This is a genomic window from Spirosoma pulveris, from assembly GCF_054781875.1.
Map to the genome: position 1 here is coordinate 1,024,651 of NZ_BAAGTO010000002.1, position 15,642 is coordinate 1,040,292.

A 15,642-nucleotide genomic window follows, 5' to 3' on the forward strand; every position below is an offset into this window, starting at 1 on the left:
GGTTTTATGATAATAATATTTACCAAGCCTTTTTATCTCCCTTTACCATATTGTAAACTGTCCACCAGCAGATTTTCACATCGAGGGCAAACGATCGGTTATTTATGTACCAGCGGTCTAAGCGCACCCGGTGCTCCATCTTAATCAGCGTATCTGTTTCACCTCTACATCCTCTTACTTGCGCCAGACCTGTTATCCCTGGCTTTACATTGTACCGTTCGGGATAATTCGGCATTGAATACCAGTGTTGGGCATCCAGGGGAATGGGATGCGGACGTGGTCCTACAATGCTCATATCGCCCTTTAGAACATTCAGGAATTGAGGAAGCTCATCCAGGTTTGTTTTTCGAAGTATCTGGCCCAGCCTGGTTACCCGAGGATCATTTCGTGTTGCCTGTTGAAATACACTCTCCTGCCGGACTATCATTGTGCGCAATTTAAAGCACCGGAATTGCCGACCGTTTCGCCCTGTTCTTAATTGAACGAATAGCATTGGTCCCGGCGAGTTGATTTGTATAGCTATACCAAGCAGCGGTACCAGCCAGGATAGAATGAACAAACTGACCGATAATGAGAAAACGATATCGAATATACGTTTGTAGAGCAAACCTTTTTCGGACACAGCCGAAGTGTAAACTTCGTGCTGTGTCTCGGTGTAAGGTCTGGTGTTGGAAAGAGAGGCATTACTAAGCATATAATTCCGTTGATTTGCTTTTCATGATTGACATTGATGGACAATAATAACTTCTATTGGGCTTTCTGAATCGCGTGTTTGGGCTTGTCCTCTTCATAATAGCCGCCGTAACTATAGCTGTAGTAATAGGATTCTCCATCATCAACAGCATTCAGAATGACGTTCAGATTCTGGAAGCGATGTTCTCTATACAGCGTATCGACCATCTTAAGATACGTTTTCGGAGTGATGTCATGGCGAACCATGTAGAGAGTCGCATCAGCGAAGGGGGCAATTACCTGAGCATCCGTAACCAGGCCTATCGGTGGGGAGTCGACAATTACATACTCAAAACGCTGACGTAACTCATCAAACAACCGTGACAGATTTGGTCCGTTCAGTAGTTCAGATGGATTCGGAGGCAGTGGACCGCTGCTGATCAGGAAATAGTTGGGGAAGCCTTCGATGGGCTGTAACACATCATCCAGCGTTGCCTCACCAATCAGGTAATTACTAATTCCAACCGGGTTACGCATACCCAGCGATACGTGCAGTTTAGGTTTGCGAAGGTCCATCTCCAGAATAACCGTGGGACGGTCAACCAATGCTAAACTGGCGCCTAAATTGAGCGACATAAACGATTTACCCTCGCCACTGATGCTCGACGTAAACAGAATTACCTGACTACCCGATGGGTGGCTACGTAAAAATTGAAGGTTTGTTCGCAGCGCCCGTATCTGTTCTGCGATAACCGAGCGACTGCGCGATACCACGACAAGTGCCTTCGATCCATCTGATTCGACTACCTCTCCTAAAATGGGCACTTGTGAGGCTTCTTCTACATCAGACCGGCGCCGAACCCGATTGTTAAGTGCATCACGGGCGGCTATTACGCCCACTGGTACAAGCAGACCAAGAAAACCAAACAAACCGAAAATGACTTTATTAACAGGCTTTATCGGATCCATTTCGTGCCGTGGCATATCCACAACACGGCTATCTGGCAAGGTCGAGGCATAGGATAAGGCGGTCTCTTCGCGTTTCTGCAGAAGGTACGTATACAGGTTGTTTTTTATGGCCTGCTGCCGTGTAATGTTCAACAGCGCTCTTTCTTTATGAGGTACAGTACGTACCATACCTTCCAGCCGTTGATTCGTCATTGCCAGTTGAGCGCGCGTACTTGTCAGCTGAGCTTTGATTGTTTGTATATTCTCCGTAATACTTTCCTTAGTAGCCTTTATCTGGCTATCCAAAGATTGCAGCAGCGGGTTTCGATCTGAGGTTGTACGAGCTAAAACATCGCGCTGAAGCTCCAGCTCCGAAACCTTCGTTACCAGACCCAACAAAACCGGGTCGCTCAGGCTAAGTGTTGCGGGCGTTACTCCCCGGCTGCCTGTTTTACTATTAACATAATTTTCAATATCATTTAACGAGCTCAACTGAATCGTAACCTGGTTTAGTTTAGCGTCATTATCCTGTACTGTTTGCAGAAAGGTTTGCGCCTGAACACCCAGATCCGTAATGCCTTGGGTCGTTTTAAACTGCTCTACGTCTTTTTCAACAGAGGTTAGTTCACCCGAAATTAAACGCAGACGCTCTTCAATAAAATCGAGTGTACTGGCAGCAACCAAATTCTTATCAACAACAGCAGCCCGGTTGTATTCATCGATCAGCTGGCTCAACATCGCTTCGCCTTTAGCCGGTACAGCCTCTTCAAGAGTCATCTGCAATACGGTTGATGCTTTACTTGTGGGCTCAACAGTTAAGCGTTTGAGGTAATCATTGACAACCCCCGATTGTGGCGTAACTAAAACCGATATTGGTTCTAATGTACCATCGAGCGGCCGACGGGCAAAAATCCGTAACCGACCATACGGTGTCGCAACAGATTGGTTTACTAAGTAGGTCTGATCATTGATTTTGACATGGTTTTTATCAATGAAGCTAATGACCAGTTTATCTTCATATAGAGCCGATGTAGGGCGCTCTACAACCAGGCGAACAGGCGACTCATTATAGATTTCTTCATCAATGGTTGGTGTACTTCTAAAGTACTGTACATCAAGCCCAAGGTGTTTGACCACCTTGTCCATAAGCGTATACGACCGAATAATTTCTATTTCATTTTCAACCGTTTTTTTAGGCATTAGAATATCCATCTCTTTCAGGATATTCTCACCGTCCAGACCTTTCTTTTCGTCTTTAATCAATAGACTTGCCTGTATTTTATAGATAGGCGTTTGATAAATCAGAAAGACATAAGCAGCTGCACCTGCTAGTACCAGTGATAAAGCAAACCACTTCCAATGTTTCAGATACCGAAGTAATATGACCCTGATATTAGGCTGTTCAGCTCCGTACTGCTGATAGGGTGTATACGAATAATTATTTTCAGACATGATATTATAAATTAGAAATAACGGAATATGATTGCCAGAAAAGAGAGAGCACTGAGAGCAATGGGTAACAGTCGATACGTTTGATCTGCATTAGCTTGCCGTGCTTTACCCGGTTCGACATAAACGACATCGTTTGGCTGCAGATAATAGTAAGGGGAGCTAAATAGAGCGCGGTTAGTTAGATCGATACGGGTAAATGTCCGCACACCGTTTACCTCACGGATCAGTAATACGTTGTCACGCCGACCAAAAATGGTAATATCACCAGCCAGACTCAAGGCTTCGAGCATCGTTATCCGTTCGTTAGGAATCGTAAAGAGGGAAGGCCGGGCAACTTCGCCCATCACTGAAACCCGGAAGTTCTGATTACGAATGTTTACGGTTGGCTCCTTCAAATACGTTTTGAGTTCTTCACGGATTTTGTCGGAGGCCTTACCAGTACTCAGTCCACCTACGGGTATCTTACCTATCAGCGGTAGTTCGAGGGTACCATCCGTGTCAACCAGGTAGCCTGATAGCTCCGGAAGGGCGGTGGCCGTCGCTGGGGTTATCAGACGGTCGACGGGTAATGTAGCAGAAGGTGGGTTAAAGAATGTAGTAGCCTCCGGACTTAAGCTGCTCACCCGGACAGACAGGATATCCCCCGGTTGAATGGTCGGAACAAACCGACTCGTTAGTTTTATCGAGTCGGAAGCCGTTGGCGGACTCTGAAAATAGACCAGCTTCTTCGATGAAGTACAGCCTGATAATAGGGCAATTAAGACTAACGCAAAAAGTAATGGTAGCGTCTTGGCATGATACGTCAATGTCATAAATTATTAAATTAACTATGTTAAAAAGAAAGAGATATGAATGCTTATTAGATAAACTACTATATCGATTAACCATGTAGTGTAATATATCAGAACAATACGCTATACTATATGGTCAAAAGATGGCAACAAATGCACAGGTTGTTGACCGTTACTCTTGTTATCACATTTCAAATATATTGTATGTTCTCTATAGTAACAAGCAAATACTGTATATATTTTATTTACTTTCTAAACAATTTGTAAACATGAAGATTACCTATATGATCGTTTGCCAATTAATATATGCGTCACTAAACTCATAATCAGTCGCTTACAAAAGCGATCCATCCTACAAGAGCGTTTTTATTACTTAATTTCTATAGAGTAAGAATACCATCACTTTAGAGGGCGCCCTAAAACTACACAAATTGTAATCCCAGTATCGATTTGTATTAATAACAGTGATAATAGTAAATAATTAATATAAGATTAAGTTACCTATTCAGTCGTTTCAAAAAGGTGCATATTTGTAAAATCCAGTAAGTAGATACTATGAATTTACAAACATCGGTGAATATTTTACAAAATAGAGACTGGCAACTGGTCTATCAAAGCAGTACTTGCTGTATATATAATTCTGTTGCCCAATACCTTGTCACTCCTTCGAAAAGCATAGGAAGCATACCAGCCGGAACGTTAGATACCCTTTTTCGGGCTGCTTACGCCCCACATAAGATTTCACCTAAAGGCCAGCATACGAAAAAAATAGCGGTACCTGTGGTTCCGGTGGTACTTGAGAAAAAAGGAAGCCAACTCTGGGGGCGTGTCGAATTACAGGGTATACTGATTATTACCTCCGGAGCCACTCGTGAAACGACTACGAATAAGCTACAGACGCAACTAACTGAACTAACTAATTATTTAAGCGCCCATGATATCGACAGGGAAGTACTCCCCAACGACTTTGTGTTCAACTTTCACCATGACTTAACCTGCGTTCGGGAGCTTTTTCAACAGTTCAGAATAAATCACCTGGCTGAACAGACCAATATTTCGCAGGATTTACTCAGCCAGTTTCTGACGAACAAACAACACCCCTCTACTGTGGAGGCCCAAAAGATCGAAATGCTGATTCAACAACTTGGGCGTGAGATGATCAACTTTTCACTACTGTAGCCTGCTTAAAGACCATAAAAAAAGCTTCTATTCTGTTGAATGGAAGCTTTTTTTAGTATACAATACCTGATACTTTACCATTGGCTAGCAGGCTGGGCTTTAGCTTGAGCGCTTAATTTAACAGATTGAGTGTCAATCGCCATCTTGTTAAGTGCCAAATAAATCAGTTTAACTGCTCCCTCAATGCGTTGCCATCCCTGCTCACTACGCAGGTCAATGCCAACCATGGTATGGTTATTTTGAGCCTGGATAGTCAAATAAGACAAAGCCCCCAGCATTACTGCCGAAATTGCCTGATTGTCGGGTCCTTCGATGAACGAAAGCTGGTTGACTAACCGCATCAGTTCATCATCCTGTGCTTTGCTAATGACATCCGCTGTTGGGTCATTTTCAACAACGTTCGCCTTCAGTACTTCGCGAGCGGCTTTCGATGTCCGCATGTAACGAAACATCTGGATCGCCTGCCGATACCAAACCTTGGCCAAATCATCCTGATGTATCGGACGAATCTGGTCCAGCATGGCAGGTGTAAAGTGTGGAAACATTCGGCCCATTCGGACGTAGTATTCCATTAACCCATCAAGGCCGCCAAAATAGCGATAGATAAGTACTTTGCTAATACCAGCCTTTTCAGCAATCTGGTTAATTCTGGCACCTTCAAGACCTTGCTCGGCCAGTACATCTTCGAGGGCGTTAACAATACGCTGTGTGGTGTCCGCGCGATTTCTTCTAATTTTTTCCATCTATAATCTGAGCCAGCTTAGATATCTACTGCTAATGTAGAATTTATAGTTTACAAAAAGTCACTAAAAAATAACTTTTTATTTTCCGAACTTCTCTGAAATTAACGGTATACCTTAAAGGTATATATTAACTTTCCGGTAATTCGTTGAAGCAAATAGCATCTTTTTAGACTAATAAACAGCATATTAGGCCCTTTTTTTATTGTATGCTCTTGTCATTTGCTATACTAACTGGCTATATATGATGTTTTCACATTAAACACTTAATGCCCGATTAAACATAACTTATTTACTATTAGACACATACACCATTCAATATATATATACACTGTTTAAATACCTGAATTACTGTTACTTTGTGCGTGTTAAATTTCAATTAGGTACAACTCATGGTATAGAGTAACATAAATAGCCGTCTTGTCAACACTACTTTCAATTCCAAAGACAACAAAAATGAGTGCTTGAAAATCGGTATGGTACACTTTACTTTGTTCCTGTTTCCCATTTATCCTATGCCACTCATTCTTTCCATCGATACATCGACCGCCATTTGCTCCGTTGCGCTGCATCATACAGAGGACTCGCTCAACAGCTCGTTACTGGGATCGTATGAACTCTTTACGGAGCGTACCTCTTCGGCTATGCTTACAACGCTCATTAGTGATATTGTCCACCAGGCAGGCTATGAGTTAGCTCAGTTAGATGCAATTGCTGTGGCAAAAGGGCCAGGCTCTTACACAGGCTTGCGAATTGGGGTTTCGACAGCAAAGGGACTCTGTTTTGCGCTCGACAAACCTTTGATCGCGGTAAATACACTTACGGCTATGGCCGAACAAGTTCGCAGCTACTATGCTGTCGATTATCTGCTTTGCCCGATGATCGATGCCCGGCGAATGGAGGTATATTGTGCTTTGTACCGTAATGATGGGACAGAAGTACAACAAACAACGGCGCAGATTATTGACGAACAATCGTTTGACGAGTGGCTGACTCAGAAACCCGTTGTCTTTTTTGGTGATGGAGCCGCCAAGTGCGAGGCCATACTGGGCAGCCATGGCAATGCTCACTTTCCTAAGGTAGTAATAGCACCTTCTGCCAGAACAGTAGGCCACCTGGCCGTAGTAGCCTATGCCCACCATGAATTTGAAGACGCAGCTACGTTTGAGCCCTTTTACCTGAAAGATTTTATGGCCATAAAGCCAAGAAAGGCGCTCTTTTAGCCTGCCCGGTACGCCTTATTCCCATAGTGAGCTGCCAGTACGATAAGAATGTGCCGTTTTTCTCCTTATTTCGCCCCGGTATTTATTTCCTTCGCTCGTGCAGATTATCGTTGATATTGGCAATACCGACGCCGTTTTCGGATTTTATAATGCAACAAGCTGGCAGCATATCTGGCGGACACCCGCCCGGCATGATGAGTCGGCCGAATCCTACGAACGCCGGTTGCGGCTTTGGCTGTTAGAAGCAGGGCTCCCCTTAAGTAGTATTAAAACGACTGTTTTGAGCAGCGTTGTGCCCGCCCTCACGCCTACCATGCGGGCCATGCTGACCGAGTTATTTGGATTTGCTCCCGTAGTTGTTGGGCCCGATGTTTACGCACGCCTACCCATTGATGTACTGCGTCCCCACGAGATCGGCTCCGATTTGGTGGCCAATGCGCTGGCTGCTTATACCCGCTATCAACGCACTTGTGTGGTGGTCGATTTTGGAACAGCCCTAACATTCACCACCGTATCCGGTACCGGTAAACTGCTGGGAGTGGCTATTGCCCCCGGTTTAAAAACCGCAATTCGATCGTTGTTCGCCAACACGGCACAACTCCCCGAGGTACCTATCGAAGTACCCGCGTCTGCACTCGGCACCAGTACGACTCACGCCATTCAGGCGGGCGTGGTGTTAGGTTATGAAGGGCTGGTCCGCTCATTGGTCAGCCGTATCCAGAGCGAATTGAAAGGAGATTGTATTGCCGTAGCCACCGGCGGCTTATCCGGGCAGATCACTTCCCTAAATGATGTATTCAGCGACATAGTCCCTTCTTTAACGCTGGACGGCATCCGGCTGATTGGAGAGGCAGTGACGTCTTCTTTTAGAAGTTAGGAGCGAGTAGTGAGGAGTGATGAGGGCTGACGCGAGCAAGCTGACGCGGGTAAATACCCGCGTCAGCCCTCTTCACTGCTACATACTAACGACTGGCATTATCCCCTCCCCCATCTTCTTCCTCCGGTTTAGGGCTGCGTTTTTTTCGCTTGCGGAGGGCATCGTTGAGTAAAAATTCAATTTGCCCGTTCACACTCCTGAACTCCTCCTGTGCCCACCGCTCCAGCTCCTTCAACGTCTCGGGTTGAATGCGTAAGACAAATGCTTTCTTCTCAGTAGCCATGTGTTTATTCAGGAGTTAGAAGCGAGTAGTGAGGAGCCATCCGGCGGTACAAGATGCGTTAGCCCTCCCTACTTCTCACTCCTCACTACTTTAATTATACAGTGTTCCCGCGTTCACAACCGGACTAACCGATTTTTCACCACAGAGTACCACCAGGAGATTGCTTACCATGGCTGCTTTACGTTCCTCGTCCAGCGCAACGACGCCGTTCTTCTCCAGGCGCTCCAGCGCCATTTCGACCATGCCAACGGCTCCCTCAACGATTAACCGTCGGGCCGCTATCATTGCCGAGGCCTGCTGACGCTGCAACATGGCTCCGGCAATTTCGGAAGAGTAGGCTAAATGGCTGACGCGCGCTTCAATAATATCGACACCTGCCCGTTCGAGCCGTTCGTTGAGCTCCTGCTCCAGAAACACATTGATCTGGCCAGTGCTGTCCCGTAACGTTACAGATGAGGTTTCGTCTTCCATGTGGTCGTAAGCGTACGAGTTGGCCAGTTTTCGAACGGCGGCTTCGGACTGCACCTGCACAAAGTTCACATAATTGTCTACGTCGAAGAGGGCTCGGGCGGTGTCTTTAACCTGCCAAACGACAACAGCCGCAATTTCAACAGGATTACCCATCTTATCGTTGACCTTCAGTGTCTGTCCGTTCAGGTTACGCGCCCGCAAACTGATTTTAGTTTTGCTGTACAGTGGGTTTACCCACCGCAGTCCACCCTGTTTCATGGTACCGACATAATCACCGAAGAACGTACATACCACGGCCTCATTCGGGTTGATTACGGTTATACCCATGAACAGGATGATAGCCAGTAAAACCAAAAAGATCGGGATTACCACACTCTTCAGGGCGAAGCCTAAACCAGCAGCCGCAACCAGGCAGCCTACGGCAACAAGTAACAACACATAACCAGAGATTGATGTAAGCGGTTTTTCCTGCATTTTCGTAAAAGCTAGTGCAATAAAATAATATCATTTTGATAGCACAATGATAGATAAGAAATTCGTATCGACTGTCTGATTTACGGGAACGGCTCCCCAACTCCACAAAAGGCTTCTTTGGCTATATCACTGTAAACGCCAATCCTTTTCACTATTTTTGCACCCTTAAAACAGGTCGCCTTTCTGGTCGACCGACACATTGACGACCATGCTGCTGAGTGAACAGGAAATAAATCGCCGACAAAAGCGCGAAGAATTAATGCGGATGGGCATAGACCCTTACCCCGCCGAGTTATTTGACATAAACACGACCATTGCCGACATCCGGGCGGCTTTCCAGACAGATGGTCCCGGTACGGAGGTTGCCCCCGAACAGGATTTTTCCGGCGACGAACGCTGGGGGAATGTTCAGTTGGCGGGCCGGTTAATGGTCTTCCGGATTAGCGGCAGTGCGTCGTTCGCCGAAATACAGGATTCTACCGGTCGGATGCAGTTTTACTTCCGGCGAGATGACCTCTGCCCCGGCGAAGACAAAACGCTTTACAACACTGTCTTTAAAAAGCTGCTGGATATTGGCGATATCATTGGCGTAAAAGGCCATGTCTTTACCACAAAAACCGGCGAGTTGTCGGTATATGTCAAGGAATTCAAAATCCTGAATAAAGCCCTTCGCCCCTTACCGGTCGTAAAAGAGGTGGTGAATGAGAAAGGAGAAAAAGAAACCTACGATGCCTTTACCGACCCCGAACAACGGTATCGGCAGCGCTATGTGGACCTGATCGTAAACCCGCAGGTGCGCGATGTTTTTATAAAGCGTACCAAACTGGTTAATTCGATCCGGCAGTTTTTGAGCGAAAAAGGCTACCTCGAAGTAGAAACCCCCATTTTACAGCCCATTCATGGGGGTGCTGCGGCCCGGCCGTTTCGCACGCACCACAACTCACTGGACATGACGCTGTACATGCGGATTGCCAATGAGCTTTATCTCAAACGCCTGATCGTTGGCGGATACGATGGTGTATTCGAGTTTGCCAAAGATTTCCGGAACGAGGGAATGGACCGTACCCACAACCCCGAATTTACGCAGGTTGAGTTTTACGTCGCCTACAAGGATTATCTCTGGATGATGGATACCATTGAGGAAATGGTAGAGAAAGTAGCACTTGATGTAGCCGGCACAACGAAAGTTACCGTTGGCGAAAACGTTATCGACTTCAAACGCCCCTGGAAACGCCTGACTATGTTCGAGGCCATTCAGGAATATACCGGCATAGATGTGTCGGCAATGGAAGAAGATGAACTTCGGCAGGTGGCTGAACAGCGGGGTATCAAGGTCGACAGCACTATGGGTAAGTCGAAACTAATCGACGAACTGTTTGGTGATGCCTGCGAACCGAACCTGATTCAGCCGACATTCATTACTGACTATCCGGTCGAAATGTCGCCCCTGACCAAGAAACACCGGAGCAAACCGGGTTTGGTGGAACGGTTCGAAGCCATTTGCAACGGAAAGGAAATTGCTAACGCCTATTCGGAGCTAAACGACCCCATCGACCAGCGCGAGCGGTTTGAGGAGCAACTGCGTCTTGCGGAGCGGGGCGATGAAGAAGCCATGGCGCTGGACGAGGATTTCCTGCGGGCACTTGAATACGGGATGCCACCAACGGCGGGCGTGGGCCTGGGTATTGACCGGCTCTCGATGATCATGACCAATCAATCGTCTATTCAGGATGTGCTGTTCTTCCCGCAGATGCGCCCCGAAAAGAAGCAGGAGCAATCTGATGAAAGTGACTTCATCACGGCTGGTGTTCCGGCGGAGTGGGTTCCGGCCATCCAGAAGCTGGGCTTTATGAGCGTCGAACAACTTCAGGGAGCCAATCCCAACAAGTTATTCAACGACTTGGGCGGTGTCCGTAAAAAGTTGAAACTGGAAGCTAAAATGCCAACCCTGGATGAGGTGAAAGCGTGGATCGGTTAGGCGGCCAACTCAGCAAATGGCTGGTGAGTACATACTAACGGCATCAGCCACTTACCGGCTTACAATCAAAAACCCCCGCCGGAATTATCGGGCGGGGGTTACACATTCATATCTAGACGAACTGAAGGCTTAATAATCGGAATCGATCTTTTTAACCTTTACAGCGTTGAGTCCTTTCTTGCCGTCAACTACTTCAAACTGAACCCGGTCTTTTTCGCGAATGGTAATTCCGTTAAGGCCGGTGATGTGGACGAAGATGTCCCGGTTGGTATCGTCTTCAACAATGAATCCGTAACCCTTACTTTCGTTAAAGAATTTTACTACACCTGTTTGCATAAAACTTAAACAATTTAACAATTAAACACTAAAGGGTCAGTTAATAACAAAAACGCAAATCAGACAGCAGCGTACACAACAGAGTTGATACATAGTTGAGAATCAGCGAAATTTGTTGAGCTTAACGACGAGCCTGGTAGCAGAAGGCTGCTAACGTCGTTGCAATACAAAGAAAAGAAAAATGTTGCGACTTCAACCAGATTACCTACTTTTTTTAGCTATTTTCACTAAGTTTATATGGAATTTATGTGTAAACGGCAAACAATCTATCTGGTTCGTACGTTAGCTTTTTTCCGTTGGGATATTTAGTCAGTCAAAACACTTCGCAAACTAAAGACATGAACAAGATCAGATACTTCGTTGAAAGTCAGGCGTTTGGCGTCTGTTCCCGACTTGGGGAGAAAATGAATATCTCAGCCAGTAGTATTCGGCTCTATTTTATATACACGTCCTTTCTGACGCTGGGTTCGCCCGTCATTCTATACCTGATTATGGCTTTCTGGATGGAAATGAACAAGCATCTGCGCCGTCATGCTCACCCAACCATCTGGGAACTGTGAATTTATATAAGGTATATGATGTAGAATGTATCCAGCCATATCATGTACCCTATATCATAGATCAAACATCTCTTTATACTTCTTTTTACCTTCGGCAAAGTATTTCCAGACAATACTGTGTGGGAATAAACTCACCCCCTTCACTTGTTGTGCTTTCAGGTCGTTGCGCTGGCGGTGCAGTCGCGGCAAGCTGCCATAAAAGGCAAAATGAGCCCGAATAATAGCCCAGACGTCGCGCCACTGCCCTACTTTTAGAAAGAGTATCGACGAGAGTCCGTCAAGAAGCAACCGCAACAGGATTTTCGGCCATAACCAGCCATCGGCGGGCCAGTTCTTGTACAGCATGAACAGGCTGTTGCGATAATTTAAAAACGTTTTGTGCGGATTCGATTTATGCAGGGTTCCTCCGCCCACGTGATAAACCGTCGACTGTCCGCACGCCCATACCTCATACCCCAGTCGTTGAATACGCCAGCACCAGTCGATCTCCTCCATGTGTGCGAAAAATGAACCGTCGAAGCCACCCGTTTGGTGAAATACGTCGGCCCGCATGAACAGGCAGGCACCCGTTGCCCAGAATACCGGTCTATTGTCGTCATACTGTCCATGATCGGCTTCGAACGTAGCAAAGATTCGACCCCGGCAAAACACATACCCCAGCCAGTCGACAAAGCCCCCGGCGGCACCCGCATGTTCAAATAAATCGCGCTGGCTGTACGACCGGATTTTAGGCTGGCAGGCCGCAATGTTGGGATTCGCTTTCAGTAAGTCCATCACCGGCGACAGCCACCCGGGCGTTACTTCAATATCGGAATTGGGCAGGACGTAGTAGGTAGCTCCGCCAAAATGCGTTCGGATGTGCTCAAGAGCCAGGTTATACCCACCGGCATAGCCCTCATTGCGGGGAAGCTCAATAATACGAACGGCCGGAAAATTGGCCTTGAGAAACGACACCGACGAATCTGATGAGGCACTATCCGCTACATAAACCGGATGGCCATCGGCATTGGCGAGAACCGTGGGAAGAAATTTAGCTAAAAACGGCTGACCGTTATAATTAAGGATAACAATGGCAAGGGTATCCACAGTACGCGTTTACGGTTTATGATTTACAGCTTACGGTTTCTGGTTTACTAGCAGACCATGTTGTTCCTCAGCAAACAAAAAACCGTAAACTATAAGCCGTAAACTTACGAACACTTTCCTACATTAGCCCATCCAGATTCAGACCGGGTATGTTTGGCAACAGTCCTTCCGTTGCCTGGCGGAGCTGTTCGCGGGCTTTGGTTTCTACATTACTTATCGCTTTGTTAGTTGCGGCAACAATAAGATCCTGCAGCATTTCGCGGTCGTCCGGCTTGATCAGATCAGGGTCGATTTCAATTTTGAGGACGTTCTTGAGGCCGTTCACCGTTACTTTAACCAGACCGGCACCCGACTCGCCCGTTTCGGTTACGGCACTAAGGTTTTCCTGCGCATCTTTCATTCGGGATTGAACCTCCTTCATCTTCCCGAACATATCCATCATATTCATAGCTATAATTAGTTAGTGAGTTGGCAAGTTGATAAGTGGCTTACCAGCTTATTACCGTATCAACAACACCGCTCCAGTACGAACAGTTTTCAGACCGGTCAGGTCAATGACTTCAATGCGGTACAGGTATTGTCCGGCGGGAGCCTGCTGTCCGTTACTGTTTCCATCCCAGCCTTCGCTTTTACTCGTTGTGCTATACACCACTTCCCCCCAGCGGTTGTATATGGTCATCAGGAACTTGTCCATGTAGGTCCCAAATGCCTTAAACACATCATTTATTCCATCGGCGTTGGGCGTAAATGCATCCGGCACCAGAATTTTGGCTTCCCGGCGAAATGTGTAAAAATTGGAAACACTAACGGTTCCCCCAGCCGTAAGGGCAATAATCCGGTACTTCTGCGATTGGAGGTTCGGATCATTCGGATCCGGTTCATAGTGCGTATTAGCCCCCATCTGAATCTCCCGCCTTGTTCCGTTCAAGGAATCGATTACTTCTACAGTATAACTATCGACGGGTTCCGGGGCAAAGGGCGAATCGGCGTTCCAATCGATTCCGCTGGCCGATTTTGCCTCCAGATAGACGGTACAAACGGTCTTCGATGGGGGTGTTTTTAATCCACAGCTAGTTTGGTAAACAACTTGGTAGCAATATGAACCAGCGGATGGATTAGCGCTGTCGTCGGTATATGTACTTTTTCGGTCGAGAGTGGCAATTGGCTGGAAGCTCCCCGACGCACCCGATGCCCGGCTGACGACCATGGTGTAACTATCGGTTGGGCCAATGCCCACGGGTGGTGTAGTAATTAGCCGGGGACGGCCGTCTTCGATGGATACGACCATACTGCCAACCTCGCCCGGCGGATCGCCGTTGACACCGATCACACACGCATTCGCCGACCTGATCACAGTCTGCGCCGTTCCGTCAACCGTAGTCTCCAGACTATAGCAGTATTGCGAGCCACAAACAATGTTGTTGGCGTCAATGTACGTGTTCTGATTTGCTCTCGTTATCAAAGGACCCGTCGGTGCGCCGTTCCGGTAGAGCCGGTAAGAGCGAAAACGAGGGGCAGTACCGGTATAAACCTGCCAGCTCAGGTTGTTTTGCTTGTTGCCCGCCTGAGCCGTCAACACCATACTACAAACCTCATCCGATTTCGCCGTTTGGCTGTTGCAGGCATCCTGTGGCACCAGTTGAAAACACTGTATCTGTTTAGCGTCTGTCTGAACCGTAAAGGTACCGCCCCCCGTACCTTTCTGGCCCGTGGGAGTGTACACCCCGCCTATTTTTTGATAAAGCTCTACCGATACGCCCACACTGGTCTGGTACTTGAGCTCAATGGAGTTATCGTTCAGGGTAGTTAATGTATTGATCGTCGGCTGAGTGGCGGTTGCCAGCAGCGTGATTGACTGGGGAGTTGGGGGGCTGATGCACAGTTGCGAAGCGACTGTACCGTAAACACCTTCGACCGTGATCGTGGGCGAATTGGGTGAGCCCGCATTGTAGGTATGGGCCGGATTCGCCTGTATCTCCGCGCGGCTTTTTTCCTCGGAGGTACCATCGCCCCAGCGTATTCGGTAGGAATCATACTGACCCAGCGTAGACGGATCGACGGTTATGGTGGCCCGGCGACCCAGACAGGACTGCGCCGTGAATTTAACCGGCTCAAGCGGGAGCACCGTAATGGTTTGACAGGCTAAAGCTCGTATTCCATTGATCGTTCCTACCTGTAGAATAGTGAAGGTGCCATCTTTGGTGTACTGAAAGCTTGGCCCCAACTCGAAATTAGTTGGAATTCCTTTACCGTTATATTCTTTAATATACCCGATATTTTGTAAGCCTGACGGAATCCCGCCGGTAACCTTTACCGCTGATCCGACACAGATCCGAATTTTATCTAAGGTGAATCCGCCCTTTTCAGCCCCTTTGGGATCTACACAGTAATTGTTATTGGGGTCCTGAGCAAGTGAGGCATTAAGTGATAGGACAAAAATGAAAACAGCTAGTAGCCAACCAATTGCTATACCGGTCTTCTGTCTAACGTCAATTGGCCACAGTCGTAAACTTTGCACGAAGAGTATCTTTTTTATCGTTTGTATAAATTTAGTCGTTTCTACTCTCTGAAA

Annotated in this window: 15 protein-coding genes; 5 read left to right on the forward strand and 10 right to left on the reverse strand. The window is 47.0% G+C overall.

What is annotated here, in order from left to right; translation table 11 throughout:
* Positions 1-19: 19 nt before the first annotated feature.
* From ACYVJM_RS12415 to ACYVJM_RS12425, 3 genes are read right to left on the reverse strand one after another with little or no spacing between them, the layout of a single operon-like run.
* Positions 20-694, reverse strand: a complete 675-nt coding sequence (locus ACYVJM_RS12415) for a sugar transferase (RefSeq protein WP_461148543.1) — start codon at positions 692-694, stop codon at positions 20-22.
* A gap of 53 nt (positions 695-747) precedes the next feature.
* On the reverse strand, positions 748-3,072 hold the full coding sequence (locus tag ACYVJM_RS12420; RefSeq protein WP_461148544.1) for a GumC family protein: 2,325 nt from the start codon (positions 3,070-3,072) through the stop codon (positions 748-750).
* Positions 3,073-3,083: 11 nt separating this feature from the next.
* On the reverse strand, positions 3,084-3,884 hold the full coding sequence (locus ACYVJM_RS12425; RefSeq protein WP_461148545.1) for a polysaccharide biosynthesis/export family protein: 801 nt from the start codon (positions 3,882-3,884) through the stop codon (positions 3,084-3,086).
* A gap of 768 nt (positions 3,885-4,652) precedes the next feature.
* On the opposite strand from ACYVJM_RS12425, the gene ACYVJM_RS12430 reads away from it, so the two are divergent.
* Positions 4,653-5,042: a hypothetical protein gene (locus tag ACYVJM_RS12430; RefSeq protein ID WP_461148546.1), complete on the forward strand. Its 390-nt coding sequence runs from the start codon at positions 4,653-4,655 to the stop codon at positions 5,040-5,042.
* A 74-nt stretch (positions 5,043-5,116) separates the two neighbouring features.
* Here ACYVJM_RS12430 and ACYVJM_RS12435 read toward each other — a convergent pair whose 3' ends face one another.
* Complete coding sequence (locus ACYVJM_RS12435; RefSeq protein ID WP_461148547.1) at positions 5,117-5,785, reverse strand: TetR/AcrR family transcriptional regulator; 669 nt, start codon at positions 5,783-5,785, stop codon at positions 5,117-5,119.
* A gap of 512 nt (positions 5,786-6,297) precedes the next feature.
* Between ACYVJM_RS12435 and tsaB the strand changes: the two genes are divergently transcribed.
* Positions 6,298-7,005, forward strand: a complete 708-nt coding sequence (tsaB, locus tag ACYVJM_RS12440; protein ID WP_461148548.1) for a tRNA (adenosine(37)-N6)-threonylcarbamoyltransferase complex dimerization subunit type 1 TsaB — start codon at positions 6,298-6,300, stop codon at positions 7,003-7,005.
* 97 nt (positions 7,006-7,102) lie between these two features.
* Positions 7,103-7,882 carry a type III pantothenate kinase gene (locus ACYVJM_RS12445; protein WP_461148549.1) on the forward strand — a complete coding sequence of 260 codons (780 nt, stop codon included), beginning with the start codon at positions 7,103-7,105 and terminating at the stop codon, positions 7,880-7,882.
* Positions 7,883-7,967: 85 nt separating this feature from the next.
* Here ACYVJM_RS12445 and ACYVJM_RS12450 read toward each other — a convergent pair whose 3' ends face one another.
* Positions 7,968-8,165 carry a type II toxin-antitoxin system antitoxin gene (locus ACYVJM_RS12450; protein ID WP_461148550.1) on the reverse strand — a complete coding sequence of 66 codons (198 nt, stop codon included), beginning with the start codon at positions 8,163-8,165 and terminating at the stop codon, positions 7,968-7,970.
* 90 nt (positions 8,166-8,255) lie between these two features.
* Positions 8,256-9,110 carry an SPFH domain-containing protein gene (locus ACYVJM_RS12455; RefSeq protein WP_461148551.1) on the reverse strand — a complete coding sequence of 285 codons (855 nt, stop codon included), beginning with the start codon at positions 9,108-9,110 and terminating at the stop codon, positions 8,256-8,258.
* A 208-nt stretch (positions 9,111-9,318) separates the two neighbouring features.
* On the opposite strand from ACYVJM_RS12455, the gene lysS reads away from it, so the two are divergent.
* Entirely contained in the window at positions 9,319-11,088 is a 1,770-nt protein-coding gene (lysS, locus tag ACYVJM_RS12460; protein WP_461148552.1) for a lysine--tRNA ligase, read from the forward strand.
* Between the two features lie 129 nt (positions 11,089-11,217).
* Here the strand turns inward: lysS and ACYVJM_RS12465 are convergent, their stop codons facing one another.
* Positions 11,218-11,424, reverse strand: a complete 207-nt coding sequence (locus tag ACYVJM_RS12465) for a cold-shock protein (RefSeq protein ID WP_012930831.1) — start codon at positions 11,422-11,424, stop codon at positions 11,218-11,220.
* A gap of 338 nt (positions 11,425-11,762) precedes the next feature.
* Here ACYVJM_RS12465 and ACYVJM_RS12470 point away from each other — a divergent pair, with 338 nt between their 5' ends.
* Positions 11,763-11,984, forward strand: coding sequence for a PspC domain-containing protein (locus ACYVJM_RS12470; RefSeq protein WP_097127207.1), 222 nt, complete (start codon positions 11,763-11,765; stop codon positions 11,982-11,984).
* Between the two features lie 54 nt (positions 11,985-12,038).
* Here ACYVJM_RS12470 and ACYVJM_RS12475 read toward each other — a convergent pair whose 3' ends face one another.
* From ACYVJM_RS12475 to ACYVJM_RS12485, 3 genes are all read right to left on the reverse strand, one after another.
* On the reverse strand, positions 12,039-13,070 hold the full coding sequence (locus ACYVJM_RS12475) for a glycosyltransferase family 2 protein (RefSeq protein WP_461148553.1): 1,032 nt from the start codon (positions 13,068-13,070) through the stop codon (positions 12,039-12,041).
* A 118-nt stretch (positions 13,071-13,188) separates the two neighbouring features.
* A complete protein-coding gene (locus tag ACYVJM_RS12480; protein WP_461148554.1) occupies positions 13,189-13,518 on the reverse strand; it encodes a YbaB/EbfC family nucleoid-associated protein in 330 nt (109 codons plus the stop codon).
* A gap of 51 nt (positions 13,519-13,569) precedes the next feature.
* Positions 13,570-15,588: a T9SS type B sorting domain-containing protein gene (locus tag ACYVJM_RS12485; protein ID WP_461148555.1), complete on the reverse strand. Its 2,019-nt coding sequence runs from the start codon at positions 15,586-15,588 to the stop codon at positions 13,570-13,572.
* Positions 15,589-15,642 lie beyond the last annotated feature (54 nt).

Excerpts from the sequence above, each read along its gene's own strand:
- ACYVJM_RS12420 (WP_461148544.1), bottom strand. The coding sequence starts at position 3,072 with ATGTCTGAAAATAATTATTCGTATACACCCTATCAGCAGTACGGAGCT.
- ACYVJM_RS12465 (WP_012930831.1), bottom strand. The coding sequence starts at position 11,424 with ATGCAAACAGGTGTAGTAAAATTCTTTAACGAAAGTAAGGGTTACGGA.
- ACYVJM_RS12415 (WP_461148543.1), bottom strand. The coding sequence starts at position 694 with ATGCTTAGTAATGCCTCTCTTTCCAACACCAGACCTTACACCGAGACA.
- ACYVJM_RS12480 (WP_461148554.1), bottom strand. The coding sequence starts at position 13,518 with ATGAATATGATGGATATGTTCGGGAAGATGAAGGAGGTTCAATCCCGA.
- ACYVJM_RS12470 (WP_097127207.1), top strand. The coding sequence starts at position 11,763 with ATGAACAAGATCAGATACTTCGTTGAAAGTCAGGCGTTTGGCGTCTGT.
- ACYVJM_RS12425 (WP_461148545.1), bottom strand. The coding sequence starts at position 3,884 with ATGACATTGACGTATCATGCCAAGACGCTACCATTACTTTTTGCGTTA.
- tsaB (WP_461148548.1), top strand. The coding sequence starts at position 6,298 with ATGCCACTCATTCTTTCCATCGATACATCGACCGCCATTTGCTCCGTT.
- ACYVJM_RS12435 (WP_461148547.1), bottom strand. The coding sequence starts at position 5,785 with ATGGAAAAAATTAGAAGAAATCGCGCGGACACCACACAGCGTATTGTT.
- lysS (WP_461148552.1), top strand. The coding sequence starts at position 9,319 with ATGCTGCTGAGTGAACAGGAAATAAATCGCCGACAAAAGCGCGAAGAA.
- ACYVJM_RS12455 (WP_461148551.1), bottom strand. The coding sequence starts at position 9,110 with ATGCAGGAAAAACCGCTTACATCAATCTCTGGTTATGTGTTGTTACTT.
- ACYVJM_RS12450 (WP_461148550.1), bottom strand. The coding sequence starts at position 8,165 with ATGGCTACTGAGAAGAAAGCATTTGTCTTACGCATTCAACCCGAGACG.